Origin of the sequence: Caulobacter vibrioides OR37 (assembly GCF_000372645.1) — a bacterium.
GTDB lineage: Bacteria > Pseudomonadota > Alphaproteobacteria > Caulobacterales > Caulobacteraceae > Caulobacter > Caulobacter vibrioides_E.
In genome coordinates this window covers 166,524-191,355 of record NZ_APMP01000006.1, presented here as the reverse complement: position 1 = coordinate 191,355, position 24,832 = coordinate 166,524, and the positions used below count along the sequence as shown (strand labels likewise).

Genomic DNA, 24,832 nt, shown 5'->3' with positions numbered 1-24,832 from the left:
CGCCCGGGATGAATCTGGGCCCCGGCATTCGCCGGGGAAGTCGGATGTTTGTTGACGTTTGGAAAACACCCCGTCAAACACCGTCCCGGACCAGATGGTCGGGCGGTCGCGTCGTCTTCGGACGCCGAGGAAAGTCCGGGCTCCACGGTGACAAGGCGGTGGGTAACGCCCACCGGGAGCGATCCCAGGGAAAGCGCCACAGAAAGCAAACCGCCTCCCGTTCGCGGGCGGTAAGGGTGAAAGGGTGGGGTAAGAGCCCACCGCGGACCTGGCGACAGGGACGGCATGGCAAGCCCCGCCTGGAGCAAGACCGAATAGGGATCCCGCGTCGGCCTCGCGTCGACTAGGCCGTCACTGGCCGAGAGGATCCGGGTAGGTCGCGAGAGCCGTCCAGCAATGGCCGGCCTAGAGGAATGATCGTCGCCGCCTCTCCGGAGGCGGAACAGAACCCGGCTTACAGATCATCTGGTCCGCGATGACCTTGGCGTTCGCGCCAAGGCGCCGCGCTCGGCGTCCAGATGCGCCTTCAGCCAGCGGCGAGCGGGCAGGTCATAGACGCGATCGATAACGATCGATCCGACGATGACAACGACCATGAAGCCCGTCGCGTAGAGGGGGCGGGGCAGGGCCAAGGCGTCCTTGAAGACGTCGGCGACGCCTATCAGCGGGCGATGCAACGTGTAGATCGCATAGGACGCCGCCCCCAGCGCGCCGAAGAGGCGCGTCATGATCGGGCCGGGATTGTTTCTCGCCGCGGCGACGAGCAAGGGAAAGGCGATGAGCACGGCGGCGAGGTCAAAGGCCGCGCGCACGCCGTGGCTGACCGGGCAGAGCAGGATCGCGGCGATAAGCGCCACGGCGACGATGGGCGGAAGCTTCGGCGCCATGGCCCGTTCGCCGAGCCGAAAGATCGCGACGCCGGCGAAGAACGAAAACGTCGCGCGGGCCAGGCCCGCCCAGAGCTCGTGAAACTGATAGCCATGTTGCAGCGAGCCTAGCGTCATCGCCACGGCCGATAGAGCCGTCGCGCCCAAGAGGACGATCAGGCCCAGGGCGAGACCGGTCAGGCGCCGCCATACAAGCGCCGCGCCCAGGTTGACGATGATCTCGAAAAACAACGACCAGAACACGGGATTGAGCGGCCAGGCGTCCGTCGAGGCGCCGTTCGAGGGCGCGGGCAGGAAGGCTAGGCCCAAGATCGCCGCCCGCCCGATATCCACGGCGGTCATCGCGGCGGGTTGGTGAAGCGCCAAGGCCGATATCCGCCAGAGAAGGCCAAGCGCGAGCCCCGCCAAGTACAGCGGGTACAATCGCACCAGGCGGACAAGCATGAATTCGGTCCAGCTCATGCCGGCCGTAAGCCGCTCCGAGTAAGCGTGGGCGATGACAAAGCCGCTGATGATGAAGAACAGATCGACGGACAAATGCGCGCTGGACATTCGTCCCGGAACGCCAGGCGTGAAATTGAGGTGAAGCGCCATCACCGCGATCGCCGCTAGTCCGCGCATACCGTCCAGCGTCGCGAACTTGGTCTGCTTTTGCATCGGGTCCTTTGGGGCGGGGGCCGGCGGCGGGTGTCTAAGTCGTGGTCTTTAAGTCGAGCGGTCGTCTCTTTTCAGGATCGCCTTGGGCCATCACGCGCCTCGCTTATGGCGTGTTTGCCGTGCTGGTCGCGACTTTGGCCTTCCAGCCATTCTCTAAATTCGCCGGGCTTGAGCGGCGATAGTCATTCACTGGCCTTCGGGCTTTACGGTTCTCTGTATGTTCTGTGTATTAACTGTTGTTCTGGGGTGGATGCGGCCGCGATAACTTTGAAATCTCGTTAAAACGAGCCTTGGTGTCATTGTCTCCCATTTCATCCCATGTTAACCCAATTGTCGTCGGGGCGGGGTGTGGTGGCTCGTCGACCGGCTTGGGTCTGGCGGGGTTCGGCTTTCGTGTTTCTCTCGACGTTCGAGAAACAGCTCGACAGCAAGCGGCGCATCGTTGTGCCGCAGGAATTCCGCGCGGCCGTGTCTGGCATGTTCGATGGGATCTTCTGCTTCCCCTCTATCGAGGCCGATTGTCTGGAAGCTGGCGGAAAAGCCTTGTTCGATCGTTACCTGGCGGTGATCGAGGAGATCCCTTTCGGCGACCCGACGCGCTCGGCGCTGGAGACCAGCGTGCTGGGTGGGATGTCCAAGCTATCGTTTGATACAGCTGGTCGCATTACGCTCCCCGACCACCTGTGCGAAATGTGCGGCCTCACGGATTGGGTGGCCGTCGTCGGCATGGGCGAGCGTTTTCAGATCTGGTCGCGCGAGGCCTTCCAGGCCCATCGCGCGGCGCAGCGCGACCTGGCGCGAGAAGGGCTGGCGGCTCTGCGCGCCCAGCAGCGCACCGCCCGGTTCGGAGGCGCGGCGTGAGCGCGGCGCCGCACGTATCGGTCTTGCTGGACGAGGTCGTCGAGGCCTTGGACGCCAAGCCCGGCGATCTGGTGGTCGATGGCACGTTCGGGGCGGGCGGCTATACTCGCGCCGTGCTCGCGACCGGCGCCCGGGTTGTCGCCTTCGATCGCGATCCGACCGTCCGGCGGTTCGCGGAAGACCTGCCGGCCGATCGGTTCCGTCTGGTCCAGGCCCGTTTTTCAGAAATGCTGGACGAACTGGGTCCGGCTAGCGTCGACGGGGTGATGCTGGATCTCGGCGTTTCGTCGATGCAGCTGGACCAGGCCGAGCGCGGCTTTTCCTTCATGCGCGACGGGCCGCTGGACATGCGGATGGGCGATACGGGGCCGACCGCCGCCGATCTGGTCAACACGCTGGACCAGGCCGAGCTGGCGCGGATTCTCTATGTCTATGGCGAGGAGCACGCCTCGCGCCGCATCGCCAGCTTCATCGTCCGTCGCCGCGAGGAGCGGCCGTTTTCCCATACGCTGGACCTGGCCGAGGTGATCGAACGCGCGGTCGGCGGCCGCAAGGGCGCCAAGGTCCATCCGGCCACCCGTTCGTTCCAGGGGCTGCGGATCGCGGTCAATGACGAGCTGGCCGAGCTGGAGGCGGGGCTCGCCGCCGCCGAGCGGGTGCTGAAGCCGGGCGGCCGCCTGGTGGTCGTGACGTTCCATTCCCTCGAAGACCGCATCGTCAAGGCGTTCCTGGCCGAACGCGCGGGCAAGACGCCCGGCGGTTCGCGTCACGCCCCGCCGGTGGCCGCCGGCGCCGCGCCCAGCTTCCAGCTGATCTCCAACAAGGCCATCGCGCCGGGCGAGGCCGAGCTGGCCGCCAATCCGCGCGCGCGCTCGTCCAAGCTGCGCGCCGCGGTGCGGACGCCGGCGCCCGTCTGGGAGGGCGTCGCGTGAGCCTCTCGGGCGTCTTCAATCGTCGTATTCGCGGGTTTCGCGTCGTCGAGGTCGCGGGCCTGGGGATCCTGCTGACCCTCGTGACCAGCGTCTATCTGGCCAAGACCTTCGCCTGGCGCGAGCGTCAGGAAATCGGCCATATCCAGCAGGAAATCGACGACGAGGGCGTGCGCAAACGCCTGCTCGAGGCCGAGGTCGCGCACCTGGAGCAGCCGCGCCGCATCGAGCAACTGGCGGTGATGATGCATCTCCAGCCGATCGCGCCCACGCACGAGATCACCGAGGACGCCCTGATCGACGTGGCGCGTCGCCATGAGTTGCCGCGCGCGCCGATCGCCGCCGCCCCGGTCGCGCCCGACGCCCTGGCCGCCGACGCGCCCGAGGCCGTGCCGGACGACAACGCCCCGCCGCCCACGCCGCCGCCGCAGCCCGTCGCGCCGCCGGCCCCGGAGGCGCCGCGATGAGCCTCTCCAACCTCGGGCCGGGCGGCTTTCAGTCGCCGCTGTGGCGGTGGCTGATCGAGCGCGTCTGGCGCCTGGAGCACGCGTTCGAACGCTCGCGCGCCGCCGCCAAGCCGGAAGACGACACGCGCATCCGCATCTTCCTGGTGATGGGCTTTTTCTCGCTGTGCTTCGTCGGCGTGGCCGTGGGCGCGACCTGGGCGGCGCTGTTCTCGCACGCGGGCCAGGGCAACGGCTACGCCCAGGGCGTGGACGGCGCGCGCGGCGACGTGGTTGACCGGAACGGCAAGCTGCTGGCCGTCGATCTCGCCCACTACGCGCTCTACGTCGATCCCAAGGAGATCTGGGACCTCAGGGAAACCCGCGTCGCCCTGGGCAGGGCCCTGCCGCAGGTGCCCCCCAAGCGCCTCGACAAGGCCGTCTTCGGCGATCACCGCGCCTTCGTGCTGGGCGGTCTGACGCCGGACGAGAAGGACGCGATCTTCAACCTCGGCTTGCCCGGCATCTCGTTCGAGGAGCAGGAGCGGCGGATGTATCCGCTGGGGCCGACGGCCGCGCACGTGATCGGCTTCGTCGACAGTGGCGGCAAGGGCCTGGCCGGCGCCGAACGCGCTCTGGACGATCCGATCACCAAGGCCGCGGCGGGCGAGGGCGGCCCGACCCAGCTGTCGATCGACGTGCGCGTGCAGGCGGCGCTGGAGGACGAGCTGCGCAAGGCTTGCGAGGAGTTCACGCCCAAGGGCGGCGTCGGGGTGGTCACCAATGTCCACACCGGCGAGGTCCTGGGCCTGGCCAGCTACCCCGACTACGACGCCAACAAGGCCGGCGAGGCCACGGACGAGCAGCGTCTGAACCGCGCGGCGGCGGCCGTCTACGAGATGGGCTCGACCTTCAAGGCCTTCACCGTGGCGATCGGTCTGGACACCGGCGTGGCGACGCCGACCTCGACCTTCGACGCGCGCCAGCCGTTCAAGCTGGGCTACCGGACGATCCACGACTACCACGCGACCCACAAGATCCTGACCCTGATCGAGGTGTTCCAGCACTCGTCGAACATCGGCACCGCGATCCTGGCCGAGAAGATCGGCGGGGAGCGCCTGTCGCGCTACTTCACCGCCCTGGGCCTGACCAAGCCGGCCCAGATCGAGCTGCGGGAGTCGGCGCGACCGCTGACCCCGCGCAAGTGGGACATGGACGCGGTGGCCTCGACATCGTTCGGTCACGGCATCAATGTCAGTCCGCTGGCCCTGGCCCAGGCGATGGGCGCGTTGCTGAACGGCGGCGAGCTTTTGCCGCTGACCATCAAGAAGATGCCGCCCGGCGTGCGTCCCCAGGGGCCGCGCGCGATCTCCGAGGCGACCTCGACCGAGATGCTGAAGATCATGCGCGCCAACGTCCTGCCCGGCGGCAGCGGCGGCAAGGCCAATGTCCCGGGGCTGTCGGTCGGCGGCAAGACCGGCACGGGCGAGAAGTATGATCCGGCCATACGAGGCTATAACCACGACCGACAGGTTTCCTCGTTCGCGGCCACCTTCCCGACCGAGGCGCCGGTCGAGGCGGATCGCTATTTCGTTCTGATCCTGCTGGACGAGCCGCACCGCGATCCCAAGACCGGCCTGTCGACCGGCGGCTGGGTGGCCGCGCCGGCCGCGGGCCGGGTGATCGAGCGCATCGCTCCGTTCCTGGGCGTCAAGCGCAAGACCGAACTGGTGACCATCGCCGCTCCCACCAAGAACGCCGCTCCGGAGGCGGGCCTATGACCAAGCGTCTGTCCGAACTGTTCAACCGCCCCTTCGCCCACGACCCGGTGATCGCGGGCGTCACCGCCGACAGCCGCAAGGTCACGGCCGGCTGGCTGTTCGCGGCCCTGCCTGGGACCAAGGTCGACGGCCGCGACTTCGCGGAGGGCGCGGTGGCCAAGGGCGCCGCCGCCATCCTGGCCCCCGAGGGCGGGCTGGAAGGCCTGGGCGTGCCGGTGGTGCGTTCAGAAGACGCCCGCCGCGCCTACGCCCTGGCCTCGGCCGCGTTCTGGGGCAAGCAGCCGGCGATGTGCGTGGCCGTGACCGGCACCAACGGCAAGACGTCGGTCGCCGGCTTCTGCCGGCAGATCTTCGCCCAGCTGGGCCACAAGGCCGCCAGCATGGGCACGCTCGGCGTGGTGGTCAGCGAGGCGGGCCAGCCCGACCAGCAGCTGACCCCGCCGGGTCTGACCACGCCGGACGCCGGCGACGTCGCCGAAATGGTGGCGCGCCTGGCCGACATGGGCGTCACCCACCTGGCGTTGGAAGCCAGCTCGCACGGCGTCGACCAGCGCCGCGTCGACGGCGTCAAGCTGCGCGCCGCCGGCTTCACCAACTTCACCCAGGATCACCTCGATTATCACGGCTCGATGGAGGCCTATCGCGCCGCCAAGCTGCGCTTGTTCGACACCCTGACGCCGGGCGGCGCCACGGCCGTGCTGAACGCCGACAGCGAGGCCTTCCCCAACTTCGCCGCCGCCGCCGTCACCTCGGGTCAGAGCGTGTTCTCGGTCGGCGAGGACGGCCAGGGCCTGCGGCTGATCTCGCGGACCCCGACTCCCGCCGGCCAGGACCTCGTCATCGAGGCCGACGACGTCGTCCACCATGTCAAGCTGCCGCTGGCCGGCGCCTTCCAGGCCTCGAACGTGCTGGTCGCCGCTGGCCTTTGCATCGCGGCCGGCGAGGATGTCGGCAAGGTTCTGAAGGCGCTGGAACGGCTGGAGGGCGCGGCTGGGCGGCTTCAGCGCGTCGGTCGCGGCCCCAAGGGCGGCGAGGCCTATGTCGACTACGCCCATACGCCCGACGGCCTGCAAACGGTGCTGGAGGCGCTGCGTCCGCACACGCGCGGCAAGCTGATCGCGGTGTTCGGCGCGGGCGGCGATCGGGATCGCGGCAAGCGTCCTTTGATGGGCGCGATCGGCGCGAAGTTGGCCGACATCGCCATCGTCACCGACGACAATCCGCGCTCGGAAGACCCCGCCTCGATCCGCGCCGCCATTCTCGAAGCCGCGCCGGGCGCGCGCGAGATCGGCGATCGCCGCGCCGCGATCCGGGCCGCCGTGGACCTCATGGGCGAGGGCGATGTGCTGGTGGTGGCCGGCAAGGGTCATGAGCAGGGACAGATCGTCGCTGGCGTGGTTCACCCGTTCGACGACGTGGCCGAGACGCTGGAAGCGCTGGAGGGCGTGGATGCCTGACGCCCTCTGGACCGCCGAGGAGATCGCGCGAGCCACCGGCGGCAAGGTCGCCGGAGACTTCGCCGTGAGCGGCGTCTCGATCGACACCCGCACGGTCGAGCCGGGCGACCTCTTCGTGCCGCTGGTCGGCGCGCGCGACGGTCACGACTTCGTCCTGCAGGCGGTCGCCAATGGCGCGGCCGGCGTGCTGGCGGCCAAGCCGGTCGACGCCCCGGCGGTGATGGTCGCCGATACCTTCAAGGCGCTGGAAGCCCTGGGCGTCGCCGCGCGCGAGCGGGCGCCCCGGTGCAAGCGCGGCGCGGTGACCGGCTCGGTCGGCAAGACCAGCGTCACCCGCGCCATCGAGGCGGGCCTGCGCCTGGCGGGCAAGGCCCACGCCTCGGTCAAGAGCTACAACAACCACATCGGCGTGCCGCTGACCTTGGCGCGGATGCCGCGCGACACCGAGCGCGCGGTGTTCGAGGTGGGGATGAACCACGCCGGTGAGATCGTTCCGCTATCGGGGTTCGTCCAGCCGCACGCGGTGGCGATCACCACCGTCGGGCCGGTCCACATCGAGAACTTTCCGGACGGCGAGGCGGGCGTGGCCCGCGCGAAGGCCGAGATCTTCGCCGGCCTGCGACCGGGTGGCGTTGCGGTCCTGAACGCCGACAATCACTGGTTCGAATTCCTGAAGGGCGAGGCCGAGAAGGCCGGCGCGACGGTTTGGAGCTTCGGGTTTTCGCCCGACTGCACGGCCCAGTTGGTCTCTTTTTCCTCCGACCTTCCCGGCGAATGCCGGGATCCAGATGACAGGGCGGCGAGCGCCCAGGATGGATCTGAGCCCCGGCATTCCCCGGGGAAGTCGGTTGTTAAAGCCGTGATCAGGGGCGAACCCGTCGAGTTCTCCTTGCTTCAAACCGGCGTTCACTGGGGCCCCAACAGCCTGTGCGTGCTGCTGATGCTGGAGGCGCTGGACGTGCCGCGCGAGACGGCGCTCGCGGCGCTGGCGACCTTCGCGCCGATCGAAGGGCGCGGGGCCGAGAAGACCATCCGCATCCCAGGCGGGACCTTCACCCTGGTCGACGAGAGCTACAACGCCAATCCGATCTCGATGCGCGCCGCGCTGAAGACCCTGGGCGCGCGCGCCGTGTCTGGCCGCCGCGTCGTGGCGCTGACCGACATGCTCGAACTGGGCGAGGACAGCGACCGCTTTCACGCTGAGCTTGCGGCGCCGATCGCCGAGGCGAACGTCGATGTCGTTTTTGTCGCGGGCGTCCACATGAAATCGCTGTGGGAGGCGCTTCCGCCGACTCGGCGGGGCGGCTACGCGGAGGTTACCGAAAAGTTAATGGCGACGCTGGCGGACGCGATCCGGCCGGGCGACGTGGTGATGGTGAAGGGGTCCAACGGCTCCAAGGCTGGGCGGCTCGCTCAAGCCTTGGCGGCGCTCGACCTTGGGGAACAGGGCTGATGCTGTACTTCCTGTACGAATGGCTGGCGCGCTCCGCCGAGCACGTGCCGCTTCTGAACCTTTTGAAATACCTGACCTTCCGGTCGGGTATGGCCATGCTGACCGCCTATATCGTCGCGGTGGCGATGGGCTCGCGCTTCATTCGCTGGATGAAGACCAAGCAGGGCAAGGGCCAGCCGATCCGCACCGACGGCATCGCCCGCCACGTCACCGAGAAGGCCGGCACGCCCACCATGGGCGGCTTCATGATCCTGGCCGGCCTGTTCGTCGCCGCCCTGCTGTGGGCCGACCTGCGCAACGTCCATGTCTGGGTCGTGCTGCTGGTCACGGGGAGCTACGGCGTTCTGGGCTTCATGGATGACTACGCCAAGGTCACCAAGCAGACCACGGCCGGTCTTTCCAGCGTCCAGAAGCTGGTGGCCCAGTTCATCGTCGCGATCATCGCCACGGTGATCCTGATCGTCTTCGCGCCCAAGTCGCCGATGACGCCGGGCATGGAGACCAGCGTGGTTTTCCCGATCTTCAAGGCGCTGGTGATCAATCTGGGCTGGTTCTACGTGGCCTTCGCGGCCGTGACGATCGCGGGCTTCTCCAACGCGGTGAACCTGACCGACGGCCTCGACGGCCTGGCCATCGTGCCGGTGATGTTCGCCGCCTCGACCTTCGGTCTGATCGCCTACCTCGTGGGGAACTACAAGTTCGCCGACTATCTGAACCTGCACTTCGCGCCGGGGGTCGGTGAGCTGGCGGTGCTGTGCGGCGCGATCATCGGCGGCGGCATGGGCTTCCTCTGGTACAACGCGCCGCCGGCCAAGATCTTCATGGGCGACACGGGCTCGCTGGCTCTGGGCGGCGCGCTGGGCGCGATCGCCGTCTGCGCCAAGCACGAGCTCGTTTTGGGCATCGTCGGCGGCCTGTTCGTGGCCGAGGCGCTCTCGGTGATGATCCAGGTCGCCTACTTCAAGAAGACCGGCAAGCGCGTCTTCCTGATGGCGCCGATCCACCACCATTTCGAGAAGCTGGGCTGGGCTGAATCCACCGTCGTGGTGCGGTTCTGGATCGTTTCGATGATCCTGTCCTTCGTCGGCCTCGCCACCCTGAAGCTGCGCTAGGAGGGGCCAGACCATGATCCCGGTTCGCGGTTTCGAGGACAAGACCGTCGCGGTGTTCGGCCTAGGCCGAACCGGCCTGACGGCGGCGCGCGCCTTGATCGCGGGCGGGGCGAAGGTCGCCCTCTGGGACGAAAAGCCCGCCAGCCGCGAGGCCGCGGCGGCCGAGGGCTTTCCGGTGGTGGACCTGCAGGCCGCCGACTGGCGCCAGTTCGACGCCCTGATGCTGTCGCCGGGCGTGCCGCTGACCCATCCCAAGCCGCACTGGACGGTGGAAAAGGCCAAGGCCGCCGGGGTCGAGATCCTGGGCGACGTCGAGCTCTTCGCCCGCACGGTCAACGCGGCCCCGGTCCACAAGCGTCCGAAGATCATCGCCATCACTGGCACCAACGGCAAGTCGACCACGACCGCCCTGATCGGTCACCTCTGCGCCTCGGCCGGTCGTGACACCCGGATCGGCGGCAATATCGGCCTGGGCGTCCTGGGGCTGGAAGACATGCACGGCGGCGCGGTCTACGTGCTGGAGCTGTCGTCGTACCAGCTGGATTTGACCTCCAGCCTGAAGCCCGACGCGGTGGTGCTGCTGAACATCTCGCCCGACCATCTGGACCGTCACGGCGGCATGGACGGTTATATCGCCGCCAAGCGCCGGATCTTCCTGAACCAGGGCAAGGGCGACACCGCGATCATCGGGGTCGACGATCCCTGGTGCCAGCAGATCTGCACCGAGATCACCGCCGCCAACCGCCGGACTATCTGGCCGATCAGCGCCGGCAAGGCGATGGGTCGGGGCGTCTACGCCCTGCAGGGCGTGCTGTACGACGCCACCGGCGAACGGGTCGTCGAGGTCGCCGACCTGCTGCGCGCCCGCAGCCTGCCGGGGCGCCACAACTGGCAGAACGCCGCCGCCGCCTACGCCGCCGCGCGGGCCATCGGCATCTCGGTCTCCGACGCCGTCGACGGCCTGATGACCTTCCCGGGCCTGGCGCACCGGATGGAGACCGTCGGCAAGCTGGGCAAGGTCCGCTTCGTCAACGACAGCAAGGCCACCAACGCCGACGCCGCCCGCCAGGCGATGTCCAGCTATCCCAAGTTCTATTGGATCGCCGGCGGCGTGGCCAAGGCCGGCGGCATCGAGGACCTGAAGGATCTCTTCCCGCGCATCGCCAAGGCCTATCTGATTGGCGAGGCGGCCAATGTCTTCGCCGTGACCCTGGCCGGCAAGGCCGAGGTCAAGATGAGCGGGACGCTGGATAAGGCCGTGCAGCAGGCCTATGCCGACGCGGCGGCCAGCGGCGAGGACGCCATCGTCCTCCTGTCGCCCGCCTGCGCCTCCTTCGACCAGTTCAGCGACTTCGAGGCCCGAGGCGAAGCCTTCCGGGCGGCGGTCAACGCTCTGGCGGGCGGCGCCGGCAAGGCGGCCGTCGCCTAAGGCGCGCCATGAAGGATCCGCTGGAGACGCCAACCCCGGATCCCTCGAAGCCGACGATCCACAGTTGGCGACGCGTGCTGCGGACCTCGCTGCTCGAGAAGGCGGCGTTCCGCAACGCCGGACGCACGGCGCTGCCCTGGCTGGCCTGGCTGCGTCGGCGTACTCGTTCCTCCGAACTGTGGCTGATCGCCGTCGCCACCGTCGCGGGCCTGGCGGCCGGAGCCTTGGCCGTGACCCAGGCCAAGATCGCCCACGGAACCCAGGTCGCCCTGTTCGGCTTCGATCCGGACGAGCGGCTGAGCGCCCAGACCTTCGTGGCGCCGCTGCGCCTGCTGGCCATTCCGATCGGCGGGCTGGTGCTGGGCCTCTTCACCGCGGCGATCCTGCGCTTTCGTCCCAACCACGCCGTCGACCCCGTGGAGGCCAACGCCCTGCACGGGGGGCGGCTTTCCTTGCGCGACAGCGCCTTCATCTGCGGTCAGACCCTGATCTCGAACGGCTGCGGCGCCTCGGTGGGACTGGAGGCGGCCTACGCCCAGGCGGGCGGGGCGGCGGCCTCATGGATGGGGCGCGCCTTGAACCTGCGGCGCGGCGACCTTCGCACCCTGGTGGGCGCGGGGGCCGGGGCGGCGATCGCGGCGGCGTTTGGCGCGCCGCTGACCGGCGCCTTCTACGCGTTCGAGATCGTCATCGGCGCCTATACGGTCGCCAACATCGCGCCCGTCGCGGCGGCGGCCCTGGCCGGGGTGCTGGTGGCCAAGGCGCTGGGCTCGACGCCCTATCTGATCAAGACCTCGGTCGTCGCCATCTCGTCCTGGAGCGACTACCTGCTCTACGGCTTGCTGGGTCTGGTCGCGGCCCTGTTCGGCGTGGCCCTGATGCGGACGGTCGCGGTGGCCGACCGTTGGGCGGCCAAGGCGCCGCTGCCGCGCTGGTCGCGGCCGGCGATCGGCGGGATCGGCCTGGCCTGTCTGGCCCTGTCCACCCCGCAGACCCTCTCCGGCGGACATGGCGCCCTGCACCTGGATCTCAACGCCGATCTCTCGTTGAAGGTGCTGCTGATCCTGCTGCTGATGAAGTCGGCGGCCTCGATCATCTCGCTTAGCTTCGGCTTCCGGGGCGGCCTGTTCTTCGCGGCCCTGTTCCTGGGGGCGTTGATGGGCCAGGCCTTCGCCGATGTCGTGAACCTGATCGCCGAAGCGGAGCGTCTGGATCCCGTCGCCGCCTCGCTGGTCGGCATGGGCGCCCTGGGCGTGGCCATCGTCGGCGGGCCCTTCACCATGTCGTTCCTGGTGCTGGAGGCGACGGGCGACTTCACCATCACCGCCGCGACCCTAGCCGCGTCGCTGATCGCCAGCGCCACGGTGCGCGAGACCTTTGGCTATTCGTTCTCGACCTGGCGGCTGCATCTGCGCGGCGAGACGATCCGCAGCGCCCACGACGTGTCCTGGATGCGCAACCTGACCGCCGGCAAGATGATGCGTCGGGACGTCAAGACCGCGCCCGCCCAGACCGGCCTCGTGGAGTTCCGCCGCCGCTTCCCGCTGGGCTCGACCAAGCGCGTGGTGCTGACCGACGAGACGGGCCGCTACGCCGGCATCGTCGCCACGGCCTCGGCCTACGCCCAGCCGCCCGAGAGGGATGTTCCGTTGTCGACCCTGGCCGTCAATCCCGAGGTGTCCCTGACGCCGGAGCTGTCGATCAAGGCGATCATGACCGCCTTCGACGAAACCGGCGCCGACGAGCTGGCCGTGGTCGATGACGGCGGCGAGGTGATCGGCCTGATCACCGAAGCCCACGTCACCCGCCGCTACGCCGAAGAGCTGGAAAAGGCTCGACGCGAGCTGACGGGCGAGGTGGCCTGACCGGACCTTAAGCGGCCGCCTGGGCGTATCCCAGCTGTTGGTTCAGCTGTTCCAGCAGCTCGATCGCCGCTTCGGCGACGACCGTGCCCGGCGGGAAGATCGCCACGGCGCCGGCGTCGCGCAGGGCCTGGAAGTCCTGGGGCGGGATGACGCCGCCGACGACCATCAGGATGTCGCCGCGTCCCTGCTTTTCCAGCTCGGCCTTCAGCTCTGGCGTCAGGGTCAGGTGGCCGGCGGCCAGCGAGCTGGCGCCCACCACGTGGACATTGTTCTCCACCGCCTGGCGGGCGGCTTCGGCGGGCGTCTGGAAGAGAGGGCCGATATCGACGTCGAAGCCGAGATCGGCGAAGGCGGTGGCGATGACCTTCTGGCCGCGATCGTGGCCGTCCTGGCCCATCTTGGCGATCAGGATGCGCGGCGGCCGCCCGTCCGCCTGCTTGAACGCCTCGACCATCGCCTTGGCGCGTGCGGTGGTCGGGTCGGCGCCGGCCTCCTTCATGTAGACGCCCTGGATCGACTTGATCTCGGCGCGGTGTCGGCCGAACACCTTCTCCAAGGCGTAGCTGATTTCGCCGACGGTGGCCTTGGCGCGCGCGGCGTCGACAGCCAGGGCCAGAAGGTTGCCATTGGCGCGCGCGCCAGCCTCCAGGGCGTTCAGCGCCGCCTCGGTCGCGGCCGGATCGCGCTCGGCCTTCAGGCGCGCCAGCTTTTCCAGCTGGGCGACCCGGACGGCGCTGTTGTCGACCTTGAGCATCGGGATTTCGTCGGCGACCTCGGGCTTGTAGCGATTGACGCCCACCACGCTCTGGCGATTGGAGTCGATGCGCGCCTGGGTCTTGGCGGCGGCTTCCTCGATGCGCAGCTTGGGGATGCCTTGCTCGATGGCCTTGGCCATGCCGCCGGCCGCCTCGACCTCCTCGATGTGGGCCAGGGCCTTCTGGGCCAGTTCGTAGGTCAAGCGCTCGACGTAATAGCTGCCGCCCCAGGGATCGGCGACGCGGGTCGTGCCGCTTTCCATCTGCAGGAAGAGCTGAGTGTTCCGCGCGATCCGGGCCGAGAAATCGGTCGGCAGGGCCAGGGCTTCGTCCAGGGCGTTGGTGTGCAGGCTCTGGGTCTGGCCGTTGACGGCCGCCATGGCCTCGACGCAGGTCCGCGAGACGTTGTTGAACACGTCCTGAGCCGCCAGCGACCAGCCGGAGGTCTGGCTGTGGGTGCGCAGGGAGAGCGAGCGATCGTCCTTCGGATCGAATTCGCGCTTCATCAGGCGGGCCCAGAGCAAGCGCGCGGCGCGCATCTTGGCCACTTCCATGAAATAGTTCATGCCGATCGCCCAGAAGAACGACAGGCGCGGCGCGAACTGGTCGATGCTCATGCCCGCCGCGACGCCGGCGCGGGCGTATTCGATGCCGTCGGCCAGGGTGTAGGCCAGCTCCAGGTCGGCCGTCGCCCCGGCCTCCTGCATGTGATAGCCGCTGATCGAGATCGAATTGAACTTAGGCATGTTCGCCGAGGTGTAGGCGAAGATGTCCGAGATGATCCGCATCGAGGGCGCGGGCGGATAGATGTAGGTGTTCCGCACCATGAACTCTTTGAGGATGTCGTTCTGGATCGTCCCGGAGAGCTTGTCGGGGCTGACGCCCTGCTCCTCGGCCGCGACGATGTAGAGCGCCAGGATCGGCAGCACCGCGCCGTTCATGGTCATCGACACGCTCATCTTGTCGAGCGGGATGCCGGAAAACAGCGTGCGCATGTCCAGGATCGAGTCGATGGCCACGCCCGCCATGCCGACGTCGCCCTTCACCCGCTCGTGGTCGCTGTCATAGCCGCGGTGGGTGGCCAGGTCGAAAGCCACCGACAGGCCCATCTGACCGGCGGCCAGGTTGCGACGGTAGAAGGCGTTGGAGTCCTCGGCCGTCGAGAAGCCGGCGTACTGCCGCACCGTCCACGGGTTGGTGACGTACATGGTCGGGTAGGGGCCGCGCACGAACGGCGCGACGCCGGGATAGCCGCTGGTGAAGTCCAGGCCCGCCACGTCGTCGGCGTCATAGGCCGGCGCGACGGTGACGCCCTCGGGCGTGTTCCAGGCCTCGCCCTCGGGGGCTGGCGTTGACGCGACTTCCGCGAAGTCGATGGTGGTGAAGTCTGGGAACTTGCTCATGATCTCAGGCGCCTTCGAAGGCGGCGGCGAAACGCACGGGCGTCAGGGCCGGGCAGTGGCTGTCGGGTCCGGGCAGGCGGACATCGGGCGCGGCGACGGCGAAGGCGGACGCGTCCGGCGTCTCGACCTCAGGCGTCTTGTCGTCGGCGTTGGGGAAGACCGTGACCCCCAGGATCTTGCGGGATTTGTCGGCGAAGGCGGCTTGCTGGGCGACGCGGGCCTTGGTCACGGCGTCGGCGATCCCGCCGCTTTCCAGCGCCTTGATCAGCCCCCCGGCGGCCTCGATGGCCTGGAAGCCGCCCCAGGCGGCGCGGGCCAGCTGGTCCGTCAGGCTGTCCAGATACCAGGCCCCGCCGGCCGGATCGGCGACGCGGCCCAGATTGCTCTCTTCCATCAAAACGAGCTGGGTGTTGCGGGCCTGACGGCGGGCGAACGCGGTGGGCAGGCCGATGGCGTCGGTGAAGGCGTCCAGCACGATGGCGTCCGCGCCGCCGACCGCGCCGGCGAACCCAGCCGAGGTCAGGCGCAGCAGATTCGTCCAGGCGTCGGCCTTGGCCAGCATCCGCCGCGACGAGCGGGCCTCGATCCGGGGCGGGACGGCGACGCCGCAGGCCTGGGTCAGGCGCGCCCACATCGCCTTGGCGGCGCGGACCTTGGCCACGCCGGTGAAGTATTCGCCGTCCAGGCTGACGCCCAGGACGATACGACCGAAGGCGTCTTCCATCGAAAGGCCCGACCGCACCAGGGCTTTGGCGTAGGTCAGGGCGCTGGCGGTCATCATCGCCAGCTCCTCGGTGTTAGAGCCGCCGGCCTCGTGGGCCGCGCGGCCCGTCGCCAGGAACAGGCTGGCCTTGACGTAGGTCTCGGCCAGACGCGACGCGACGGTGGCGGCGTTGAAGACGTGGCTCTCGATCGGACCCGGGCTGGCGCCAGCCTGGGCGAAGGCCGTCAGCGGATCGAGATGGAAGGTCAGGGGCGCGTTGGGCGCCGCCTTGGCCAGGGCGCCCAGCCAGTCCGCGGCCTTGGGGCCCAGGAAACCGGCGTCCAGGGCGACCGGCGCGAGATCCAGCATCACGCCCGATAGCGCCCGCGAAAGATCATTCGCCGAGCCGATGGCGACGCCGTCGACGCCTGTCGGATCGATCCGCAGCAGAACCGAGGCCGCGCCGTTTTCCAGATCGGTCAGAATCTCCTGGGCGGCGCGTTCGGGATCGGGATGAGCGGCGCGGGTCCGCACGTCCCAGGGACGGTCGATATCGCGGGGCCGCAGATCGCGGGCCACCACCACGCCGTCTCGCGCGGTGTAGAGCGGCTGTATGGTCAAGCCATCGGGCGTCGTGACCGTCAGGGCTTCGTCGAAGCTCTGCCCCTTCAAGGTCTTCTCGACCAAGGCCATCCAGCGAGCGCGGGCGGCCTCGTCGCCTTCAGCGCCAAATTCCTCGGCCAGTGGCGTCGCGATGGTCAAGGCGCCTCTCTCCTGCATTGCAGCATTCTTGTCTTTCGCAACGAGATGCGCCGCTGCCGTTGGGGCCGTCAAGCCTCGCGCCGGCGTCACCGCGCCTTGCATCGAAGCCAAACGCGCGTTTAATCTGATCGCCGTTCATATATTCGGCGTTTCAAGCCGAACTCCAAAGGGGAGCTCCTCCATGGCCTTGCCGCCGATCCTGCGCGACCGCCTGCGTCTTCCGGTCATCGCCTCGCCGCTGTTCATCATCAGCAATCCGGACCTGGTGATCGCCCAATGCAAGGCTGGCATCGTCGGGTCCTTCCCGTCGCTGAACGCCCGCCCCATCGCGCAGTTGGACGAGTGGCTGGCCCGGATCACCGAGGAACTGGCGGCCTATGACAAGGCCCACCCGGAGGCGCCGTCGGCGCCGTTCGCCGTCAACCAGATCGTGCACAAGACCAACAATCGGCTCGAGGAGGACATCGAGCTGTGCGTGAAATACAAGGTTCCGGTCATCATAACCTCGCTCGGCGCTCGCGAGGACCTGAACCAGGCGATCCACGCCTATGGCGGGATCACCCTGCATGACGTCATCACCGACCGCTTCGCGCGCAAGGCCATCGAGAAGGGCGCCGACGGCCTGATTCCCGTGGCCGCCGGCGCGGGCGGCCATGCCGGCACCCTGTCGCCGTTCGCCCTGATCCAGGAAATCCGCCAGTGGTTCGACGGCCCGGTAGCGCTGTCCGGCTCGATCGCCTGCGGACGTTCGATCCTGGCCGCCCAGGCCATGGGCGCGGACCTGGCCTATATCGGCTCGGCCTTCATCGCCACCGAGGAGGCGAACGCCGTCGAGGGCTACAAGCGCGCCATCGTCGAGGGGCAGGCCGACGGCATCGTCTATTCGAACCTGTTTACCGGCGTGCACGGCAACTACCTGCGCTCGTCGATCGTCGCCGCGGGCCTCGATCCCGACAACCTGCCCCAGAGCGATCCGTCCAAGATGAGCTTCGGCTCGGGCGGCAACCAGGAGGCCAAGGCCTGGCGCGACATCTGGGGTTCGGGGCAGGGGATCGGCGCGATCAAGGACGTGCTTCCAGCCGCCGAACTCATCGCCAAATTCTCCGCCGAGTACGAGCAGGCCAAGGCCGAACTGGCGGCCAAGACGGCCCTGACGTCCGGAAATCATTTGGCTTTCGCCGCCGAATAGGCGGGCGAACCACGGGGACGGGCGGTCGCCTGTCCCCGGTCTTCGCGGCGGTCTGATGCTGGAGCGATCTCGAACTCGCTCCAGGAGCCGCGCCCCAATGTCCGACCCGATCTTCGACGACGTCACGCCCCGCCTGGGCCTGCCCTATGTGGTCGCCGCCCAGGCCCAGAAACACATCCCGATCAACGAAAGTCTCGCGCGGCTGGACGGGCTCGTCCAACTGGCCGTCGAGAGCCGTGGCGTTGCTGCCCAGCCTGCCACTCCGGTCGCGGGCGGCGTCTGGATCTTGCCGGCCAGCGCCACGGGCGCGGCCTGGGCCGGCCAGTCCGTTGGAACCCTGATGCGCTTCGAGTCCGGCGCCTGGGAGCCGCTGGCTCCGGCCGAAGGCGTGCTGGCCTGGGTGAAGGACGAGAACCAAATGGTCGTCTTCGACGGAGCGGCCTGGACGCCGCTGTCGGCCACCTTCCGCAACCTGACCGCCGCCGCCTCGCCGAACCTCGCCACGACGCGGCTGGAGATCCTGGAGCAGGAAGTGACCCTGTCGGGCGTTTCCACCGCGACCAGCATCGCCATTCCCAGCCGCGCCATCGTTCTGGCGGTCTCGACCCGGACCACGGTCGCCGTGACCGGGGCGGCGTCCTACAATTGTGGCGTCTCGGGCGAGACCAGCAAGTTCGGCGGTTCGCTGGGCGTGGCCAGGAATTCCAGCAATGTCGGCGTTGTCGGCCCGACGGCCTATTACGCCGATACGCCGGTGGTGTTGACCGCGGTCGGCGGCAATTTCGTCAGCGGAAAGGTGCGGGTGGCGATCCATCTGATGCGCTTCGACGCGCCCCAATCCGTCTGATCCCTTCCCCTTGATGGGGGAGAGTAGGGTGGGGGTGATCTACGACCTGTGTGGCTGAACCGCCGCATCACCCCCATACCCCGCCCCTTCCCCCATCAAGGGGGAAGGGAGATTGACCCGGGGATCGCTAGAGGCTACACGCCCCTCACCTTTGGGGAGTAGCCGCCCGCGCCTATCAGCGGGCCCCGTCGTCAACACACTTGGTCTCTTTTCTTTCGAGAGGGAGCCATGGCGCGGGGAAGGGAAGCGGACTTGCAGCTTCCTTGGCGAGACCAATGGCGCCGATCTCTATCCGGGCCGGGTGGGGCATCGACGCTATTGGCATGCGCCCGGCCCGGAGGATTATTTCAGTGGAAGCCCTGCTCGCCTCGACCCTGGTCGTCGCCATCGCCGAGATCGGCGACAAGACCCAGCTGCTGGCCATCATCCTGGCCACGCGTTTCAAGAAGCCCGTTCCGATCATTCTGGGCATCCTGGTCGCCACCCTGTTCAACCACGCCCTGGCCGCCACCGTCGGCTACTGGGTGTCGGACTTCCTCAGCGGCGCCTGGTTCAAATGGGTGCTCGCCGTCTCGTTCATCGCCATGGCCGCCTGGGCCCTGATCCCGGACAAGGCCGATGACGAGGAGCAGAAGGAACCGGGCCGCTACGGCGTCTTCCTGACCACCGCCGTGGCCTTCTTCCTGGTCGAGATGGGCGACAAGACCCAGATCGCCACCGTGGCCCTGGGCGCCAAGTTCCACTCGATCGCCTGGGTCGCCGCCGGCACCACCCTGGGCATGATGCTGGCCAACGTCCCGGCCGTCTATCTGGGCGAGGCCGCGACCAAGATCGTGCCGCTGAAGTATGTCCGCATGGGCGCGGCGGCGATCTTCCTGCTGCTGGGCGTCTGGCAGGTGGCGGAGTTGACGGGGCTGTTGAAGTAGGCGGCCCAGCCGCTATGAGGGGACGGAGCCAAGGAGTTCCGTCCCCTCATGAGCGCCACCGATCAGCAGCCGCGCGGCTGGGAGTTCTGGATCGATCGCGGCGGCACGTTCACCGATATCGTCGCGCGGCGGCCGGATGGATCGCTGGTCACCCACAAGCTGCTGTCGGAAAATCCCGAACGCTACGCCGACGCCGCCGTGGCGGGGGTTCGCGTGCTGCTGCCCGAGGGCGCGCGCGTCGACGCGGTCAAGATGGGCACCACCGTCGCCACCAACGCCCTACTCGAGCGCAAGGGCGAGCCGACGGTCCTGGCGATCACCGCTGGCCACGCCGACGCCTTGAGGATCGGCTACCAGGCGCGGCCGAAGCTGTTCGAGCGCCATATCGTCAAGCCGGAAGCCCTCTACGACCGTGTGGTCGAGATCGACGGGCGGATCGGCGTCGAGGGACAGGTTCTGCGGCCGCTGGACGAAGGCGCCGCGCGCGCCGGCCTGAAGGCCGCGTTCGACGCCGGCTTCCGCGCCGTCGCGATCGTGCTGCTGCACGGCTTCCGCTTCACGGACCACGAGGCGCGGGTGGCGGCGATCGCCCGCGAGATCGGCTTCACCCAGGTCTCGGTCAGTCACGATGTCAGCCCGCTGATGAAGCTGGTCGGGCGTGGGGACACCACGGTCGTGGACGCCTACCTCTCGCCGATCCTGCGCCGCTATGTGGACCAGGTGGCGGACGCGCTGGGCCGCGATACGCGGCTGCTCTTCATGCAGTCGAACGGCGGCCTGACCGACGCGCGGGCTTTTCGGGGCAAGGACGCCATCCTGTCCGGTCCGGCCGGCGGCGTGGTCGGCATGGCGCGGACAGCCGCGGCGGCGGGCTTCGAGCGCGTGATCGGCTTCGACATGGGCGGCACCTCGACCGACGTCTGCCACTATGCCGGGGAGTACGAGCGGGCCTTCGAGACGGTGGTCGCCGGCGTGCGGATGCGCGCGCCGATGATGAATATCCACACGGTGGCGGCGGGCGGCGGCTCGATCTGTGCGTTCGACGGCGCGCGCCTGCGCGTGGGGCCGGCCTCGGCCGGCGCGGTCCCGGGACCGGCCGCCTATCGCCGGGGCGGACCGCTGACTGTCACCGACTGCAACGTCATGCTGGGCAAGCTGCGGCCGGAGTTCTTCCCCAAGGTGTTCGGGCCCGACGCCGACCAGCCGCTGGATGTCGACGCCGTCACGCGCGGCTTCGAGGCGATGGCGGGCGAGATCGCGGCGTCGACCGGCAAGGCCATGACGCCTCAGGAAATCGCCGAGGGCTTCGTCACCATCGCCGTCGAGAACATGGCCAAGGCCGTGCGGCAGATCTCGATTCAGCGGGGCTACGACGTCACCCGCTATGTGCTGGCTTGCTTCGGCGGCGCGGGCGGGCAGCACGCCTGCCTGGTGGCCGACGCCCTGGGCATGACCCAGGTGATGATCCATCCGTTCGCGGGCGTGCTCAGCGCCTATGGCATGGGCCTGGCTGATCTGCGCCTGATCCGCGAGGAGACAGTCGAGCGGCCGCTCGACGACGCGGGCGATCTGGCGGCGCGGGCGGCGGTCTTGGCCGGGGAGGCCGAGGTGGCTTTGCGGGCTCAGGAGGTGCCGATGGCTTCGGTGGAGGCGATCGCCAGCCTGCGCGTGAAGTACGCGGGGACCGATACGCCGCTGGTCGTCCCGTTCGATGACATCGCCGCCGTTCGCGCGGCCTTCGAAGATCAGCACCAGCGTCGCTTCGGCTTCACCTCTCCGACAACGCCGCTGGTGGTGGAGACCTTGTCCGTGGAGGCGATCGGCCGCTCGGACGCGGGCTCCGAACCGGATTTTGAGTCCGGCCCCTCCAAGGGAGTCCAGGCGATGGCGACCGTCGAGGCCCGCATGGCCGGGGCGCTTCACGCTACCCCCGTCTTCGATCGGGAAGCTTTACCGATCGGCGCCGCGATCCTCGGCCCCGCCATCATCCGCGAAGCGACTGGCACGACCGTCGTCGAACCCGGCTGGCGCGCGAGCGTCGATCCTCGCCTGAATCTGATCCTTGATCGCGTCGTCGCCTTGCCGGCCCGCAAGGCGATCGGGACCGAGGCCGACCCGGTCATGCTGGAGGTGTTCAACAACCTCTTCATGGCCGTGGCCGAGGAGATGGGCTTCGCCCTGCAGAACACCGCCTATTCCGTGAACATCAAGGAGCGCCTGGACTTTTCCTGCGCCCTGTTCGACCGCGCCGGCAACCTGATCGCCAACGCCCCGCACATGCCGGTCCACCTGGGCTCGATGGGCGACAGCGTGCGGGCCGTCCGCGAGGGACTTGAAGAAAGCGGGCGCGGCCTGAAGCCCGGCGACGTCTACATGCTGAACGCCCCCTACAACGGTGGCACCCACCTGCCGGACGTCACGGTGGTCATGCCGGTCTTCGACCAGAACGCGGCCTTGATGTTCTACGTCGCCGCGCGGGGCCACCAGGGCGACATCGGCGGCGTGACGCCGGGCTCCATGCCGCCGACCAGCAGAACGGTGGAGGAGGAGGGGGTTCTCATCGAGAACTTCCTGCTGGTCGAGGACGGCCGCTTCCGCGAGGCCGAGACCCGGGCTCTGCTGGCCTCGGGCAAGTGGCCGGCGCGCAATCCCGACCAGAACATCGGCGACCTCAAGGCCCAGGTCGCCGCCTGCGCGCGCGGGGCCGAGGCCCTGACCGCCATGGTCGCCGAGTTCGGCCAAGCGGTCGTTGAAGCCTACATGGCCCACGTCCAGGACAACGCCGAGGAGGCGGTGCGCCGCGTGCTGGCGACGATGAAGAGCGGGTCGTTCGCCTATGAACTGGACGACGGGGCGGTGGTCCGCGTGTCCATCGACGTGGATCAAGCGGCCCGAACGGCGCGTGTCGACTTCACCGGCACGAGCGACCAGGTCCCGACCAATTTCAACGCGCCGGCCTCGATCTGCCGGGCGGCGGCGCTCTACGTGTTCCGCACCCTCGTCGACGACGAGATCCCGATGAACGACGGCTGCCTGCGGCCGGTTGAACTCATCATTCCCGAGGGCTCGATGCTGCGGCCACGCTATCCGGCGGCGGTGGTGGCCGGCAATGTCGAGACCAGCCAGGTGGTGGTCGACGCCCTCTACGGCGCTCTGGGCGTCATGGCGGCCGCCCAGGGGACGATGAACAACTTCACCTTCGGCGACGACCGGCGGCAGTACTACGAGACCATCTGCGGCGGCTCGGGCGCGGGACCGGATTTCGCCGGGACCGACGCGGTCCAGACCCACATGACCAATAGCCGCCTGACCGATCCGGAGGTGCTGGAGACGCGCTATCCGGTGCTGGTCGAGGCCTTTTCGATCCGGCGCGGCTCGGGCGGAGCGGGCGCCCGGCGGGGCGGAGATGGCGTGACGCGAAAGATCCGTTTCCGCGAACCGATGACCGCGACCTTGCTCTCCAACCGCCGGCGCGTCCCGCCCTTCGGGCTGGAGGGCGGCGGACCCGGCGCGGTGGGCGGGGCCTGGGTCGAGCGCGCCGACGGGACGGTCAAGGCGCTGGCCGCCACCGATCTTGTCGAGGTCGGCGCGGGCGACGCGATCGTCATCGAGACGCCGGGCGGCGGCGGTTGGGGCAAGGCGTGATGGCCAAGGCCTCGGTTCTGTTCGTCTGCCTGGGCAATATCTGTCGCTCTCCCCTGGCCGAGGGCGCCTTTCGGGCCGAGGCCGAGCGATGCGGCCTAGACGTCGTCGTCGATAGCGCCGGCACGGGCGGTTGGCACAAGGGCGAGCCGCCCGATCCGCGCGCCATCGCCGTGGCGCGCCGCCATGGCGTGGATATCGGCGGCTTGAGAGCGCGACAGGTGAAGCCGGACGACTTTCGCGTCTTCACCCACATCTACGCCCTGGACCACGACAATCTTAGCGGACTACGTCGGATCGCCCCGGCCGACGCCACGGCCGAGGTTGATCTGCTGCTGAACCTTGTGGCGGGGCGGCAGGGGCGCGCCGTGGCGGATCCATACTATGGCGACGAAACCGGGTTCGAGGTGACCTGGAACGATGTGAGGACGGCCTCGAGAGCCCTGGCGACGCGGCTGGTCGAAGAGGGCTGGGCGAAGCTCTAATGCAGGGTGGGACGAGCGCGCGTCTCGGGCTCGTCAAACCGCATCGGCAGGGCCATGCCGTCACGGGCCAGGGCCGTGTTCAGGAAGCGCGCCATCACCGTCACGGCCTCGGGCTGGATCAGCATCGCCTCCAGCAGGCGCTGGGCGATCTCGGGCGAGGCGGGGCAGACGCCACAGGCGGTGATCAGCCGCTGTTCATCCTCGGCGTAGTCGCCGCAGCCGGGCGCGGCCACGCAAAGCGGACGCCGAATCTGGCCCTCAACGGCGGTCATCATCAGAAGGAAGGCCGTGGCCACGCTGGGCGAAACCAGGGACCCGGCTGTCTTCGACAGGCGCGCCTTGGGCTCCTCGCCCAGCACCCGGGCCGCCACCCACTGGCGCAGCATCCACAGCAGGATCCGCTCGCCTTTGGCCAGGCCAGCGGGGCCGCAGTGAGGGATAGACTGATGGAGGAAAGGATCGGGCCGCACGCCTGAAATCTCCTCGCCGAAGCAGGGGGCCGACACCCGCCGTCGACGAACCGATCTCGGTGAGCGGCCCGATGCGTCTTGCGAACGCTTCGCAATTAAGCGCGAGGCCTAGTTGAGAGTCAATCGCAATTTATCGGTCTGTTCTAACCGCCGAAGCCGCCCTTGAAGCCCCCGCTGGAATAGCTGCGGCCGCCGCCGAACCCGCCGCGCGAGACGACTGAGGTGCGGGTCTGGACCTTGGGCGGCGCGCTGCGAATGGCGTCGGGCGGGTCGATGCTCTCGCGCGTGATGACCGTGCGGCCGGTGCTGTAATCGCGGTCCAGCCGTCCGCCCCAGGTCGAGTAGTAGCCGCCGCCGCCGTAGTCGTCATAGCGGCGATAGAGGCCCGCGCCGTGGTAGCCATCCATCATCCGGCCGATCACGAAACCGGCGAGCAGCGGCGTGAAGACGTCGTGGCCGCCATAGCTGCGCGGCACGCAGTTGCCCGGGCCGTAGACGTCCTCGCAGGTCGAGCGCGCCTCGTAGCGCGGCGCCTTTTCCTGATCTTCCTTCTGGGCGGCCGCGTAGGAGGCTTCGCACTGCTGGACCGGGACCTCGCCGGCGTCCTTGCACTCCTGCAGGGTCTTGTAGCTGAAGGCCTGGACCTTTTCGCCCTGATTGGGGTCCCAGCTGGCCTGCCCGCCATTGTGGTCGTCGCAACCGGCCAGGGTCAGGCTGGCCGCGCCGGCCAGCATGGTGGTTAGTTTGAGCGAAGCCGAGCGCTTGCGTGTGGTCAT

19 protein-coding genes and 1 other RNA gene are annotated in these 24,832 nt (G+C 68.7%); 15 read left to right on the top strand and 5 right to left on the bottom strand.

The window, feature by feature from the left end; translation table 11 throughout:
- The first annotated feature begins 90 nt into the window (after positions 1-90).
- Positions 91-473, top strand: an RNA gene (gene rnpB / locus OR37_RS20690) — RNase P RNA component class A.
- Here the strand turns inward: rnpB and OR37_RS07835 are convergent.
- Entirely contained in the window at positions 462-1,544 is a 1,083-nt protein-coding gene (locus OR37_RS07835; protein WP_004617852.1) for an acyltransferase family protein, read from the bottom strand. The two genes, rnpB and OR37_RS07835, sit on opposite strands and share 12 nt — an antisense overlap.
- A 393-nt stretch (positions 1,545-1,937) precedes the next feature.
- On the opposite strand from OR37_RS07835, the gene OR37_RS07830 reads away from it, so the two are divergent.
- The 9 genes from OR37_RS07830 to OR37_RS07790 are packed head-to-tail and all read left to right on the top strand — an operon-like array spanning position 1,938 to position 12,874.
- Positions 1,938-2,405, top strand: coding sequence for a division/cell wall cluster transcriptional repressor MraZ (locus tag OR37_RS07830; protein WP_035017072.1), 468 nt, complete (start codon positions 1,938-1,940; stop codon positions 2,403-2,405).
- Positions 2,402-3,337: a 16S rRNA (cytosine(1402)-N(4))-methyltransferase RsmH gene (gene rsmH / locus OR37_RS07825; RefSeq protein ID WP_004617848.1), complete on the top strand. Its 936-nt coding sequence runs from the start codon at positions 2,402-2,404 to the stop codon at positions 3,335-3,337. The genes OR37_RS07830 and rsmH overlap by 4 nt, the downstream gene beginning before the upstream one ends.
- Positions 3,334-3,801: a cell division protein FtsL gene (gene ftsL, locus OR37_RS07820; protein ID WP_004617846.1), complete on the top strand. Its 468-nt coding sequence runs from the start codon at positions 3,334-3,336 to the stop codon at positions 3,799-3,801. Before rsmH ends, ftsL begins: the two co-directional genes overlap by 4 nt.
- Positions 3,798-5,558, top strand: coding sequence for a peptidoglycan D,D-transpeptidase FtsI family protein (locus tag OR37_RS07815; protein WP_004617844.1), 1,761 nt, complete (start codon positions 3,798-3,800; stop codon positions 5,556-5,558). Before ftsL ends, OR37_RS07815 begins: the two co-directional genes overlap by 4 nt.
- On the top strand, positions 5,555-7,015 hold the full coding sequence (locus tag OR37_RS07810; protein WP_004617842.1) for a UDP-N-acetylmuramoyl-L-alanyl-D-glutamate--2,6-diaminopimelate ligase: 1,461 nt from the start codon (positions 5,555-5,557) through the stop codon (positions 7,013-7,015). The genes OR37_RS07815 and OR37_RS07810 overlap by 4 nt, the downstream gene beginning before the upstream one ends.
- Entirely contained in the window at positions 7,008-8,468 is a 1,461-nt protein-coding gene (locus tag OR37_RS07805; protein WP_004617839.1) for a UDP-N-acetylmuramoyl-tripeptide--D-alanyl-D-alanine ligase, read from the top strand. The genes OR37_RS07810 and OR37_RS07805 overlap by 8 nt, the downstream gene beginning before the upstream one ends.
- Entirely contained in the window at positions 8,468-9,580 is a 1,113-nt protein-coding gene (gene mraY / locus OR37_RS07800; protein ID WP_004617837.1) for a phospho-N-acetylmuramoyl-pentapeptide-transferase, read from the top strand. The genes OR37_RS07805 and mraY overlap by 1 nt, the downstream gene beginning before the upstream one ends.
- A gap of 13 nt (positions 9,581-9,593) precedes the next feature.
- The gene (murD, locus tag OR37_RS07795; RefSeq protein ID WP_004617835.1) at positions 9,594-11,009 is read left to right on the top strand and encodes a UDP-N-acetylmuramoyl-L-alanine--D-glutamate ligase; all 1,416 of its coding nucleotides are present in this window, start codon (positions 9,594-9,596) and stop codon (positions 11,007-11,009) included.
- A gap of 8 nt (positions 11,010-11,017) precedes the next feature.
- Positions 11,018-12,874, top strand: coding sequence for a chloride channel protein (locus OR37_RS07790; protein WP_004617833.1), 1,857 nt, complete (start codon positions 11,018-11,020; stop codon positions 12,872-12,874).
- A 7-nt stretch (positions 12,875-12,881) separates the two neighbouring features.
- On the opposite strand, the gene scpA is transcribed toward OR37_RS07790, so the two are convergent.
- Positions 12,882-15,032, bottom strand: a complete 2,151-nt coding sequence (gene scpA, locus OR37_RS07785) for a methylmalonyl-CoA mutase (RefSeq protein WP_004617831.1) — start codon at positions 15,030-15,032, stop codon at positions 12,882-12,884.
- 4 nt (positions 15,033-15,036) lie between these two features.
- Positions 15,037-16,515: a methylmalonyl-CoA mutase subunit beta gene (locus OR37_RS07780; protein WP_035017071.1), complete on the bottom strand. Its 1,479-nt coding sequence runs from the start codon at positions 16,513-16,515 to the stop codon at positions 15,037-15,039.
- Between the two features lie 163 nt (positions 16,516-16,678).
- On the opposite strand from OR37_RS07780, the gene OR37_RS07775 reads away from it, so the two are divergent.
- The 5 genes from OR37_RS07775 to OR37_RS07755 all read left to right on the top strand — a co-directional run bounded on the left by OR37_RS07775 (position 16,679) and on the right by OR37_RS07755 (position 23,586).
- Positions 16,679-17,686 (top strand): NAD(P)H-dependent flavin oxidoreductase, encoded by a 1,008-nt coding sequence (locus OR37_RS07775; RefSeq protein WP_004617826.1) that lies wholly within the window; start codon positions 16,679-16,681, stop codon positions 17,684-17,686.
- Between the two features lie 109 nt (positions 17,687-17,795).
- On the top strand, positions 17,796-18,533 hold the full coding sequence (locus OR37_RS07770) for a DUF2793 domain-containing protein (protein WP_035017091.1): 738 nt from the start codon (positions 17,796-17,798) through the stop codon (positions 18,531-18,533).
- A 350-nt stretch (positions 18,534-18,883) separates the two neighbouring features.
- Positions 18,884-19,459 (top strand): TMEM165/GDT1 family protein, encoded by a 576-nt coding sequence (locus OR37_RS07765; protein ID WP_004617822.1) that lies wholly within the window; start codon positions 18,884-18,886, stop codon positions 19,457-19,459.
- A 48-nt stretch (positions 19,460-19,507) separates the two neighbouring features.
- On the top strand, positions 19,508-23,104 hold the full coding sequence (locus OR37_RS07760) for an oxoprolinase family protein (protein WP_004617820.1): 3,597 nt from the start codon (positions 19,508-19,510) through the stop codon (positions 23,102-23,104).
- Entirely contained in the window at positions 23,104-23,586 is a 483-nt protein-coding gene (locus OR37_RS07755; RefSeq protein ID WP_004617817.1) for a low molecular weight protein-tyrosine-phosphatase, read from the top strand. The genes OR37_RS07760 and OR37_RS07755 overlap by 1 nt, the downstream gene beginning before the upstream one ends.
- Here OR37_RS07755 and OR37_RS07750 read toward each other — a convergent pair.
- Both OR37_RS07750 and OR37_RS07745 read right to left on the bottom strand, forming a co-directional pair.
- Positions 23,583-24,056, bottom strand: coding sequence for a hypothetical protein (locus OR37_RS07750; RefSeq protein WP_004617815.1), 474 nt, complete (start codon positions 24,054-24,056; stop codon positions 23,583-23,585). The two genes, OR37_RS07755 and OR37_RS07750, sit on opposite strands and share 4 nt — an antisense overlap.
- A 143-nt stretch (positions 24,057-24,199) precedes the next feature.
- A complete protein-coding gene (locus OR37_RS07745; RefSeq protein WP_004617813.1) occupies positions 24,200-24,832 on the bottom strand; it encodes a DUF1190 domain-containing protein in 633 nt (210 codons plus the stop codon).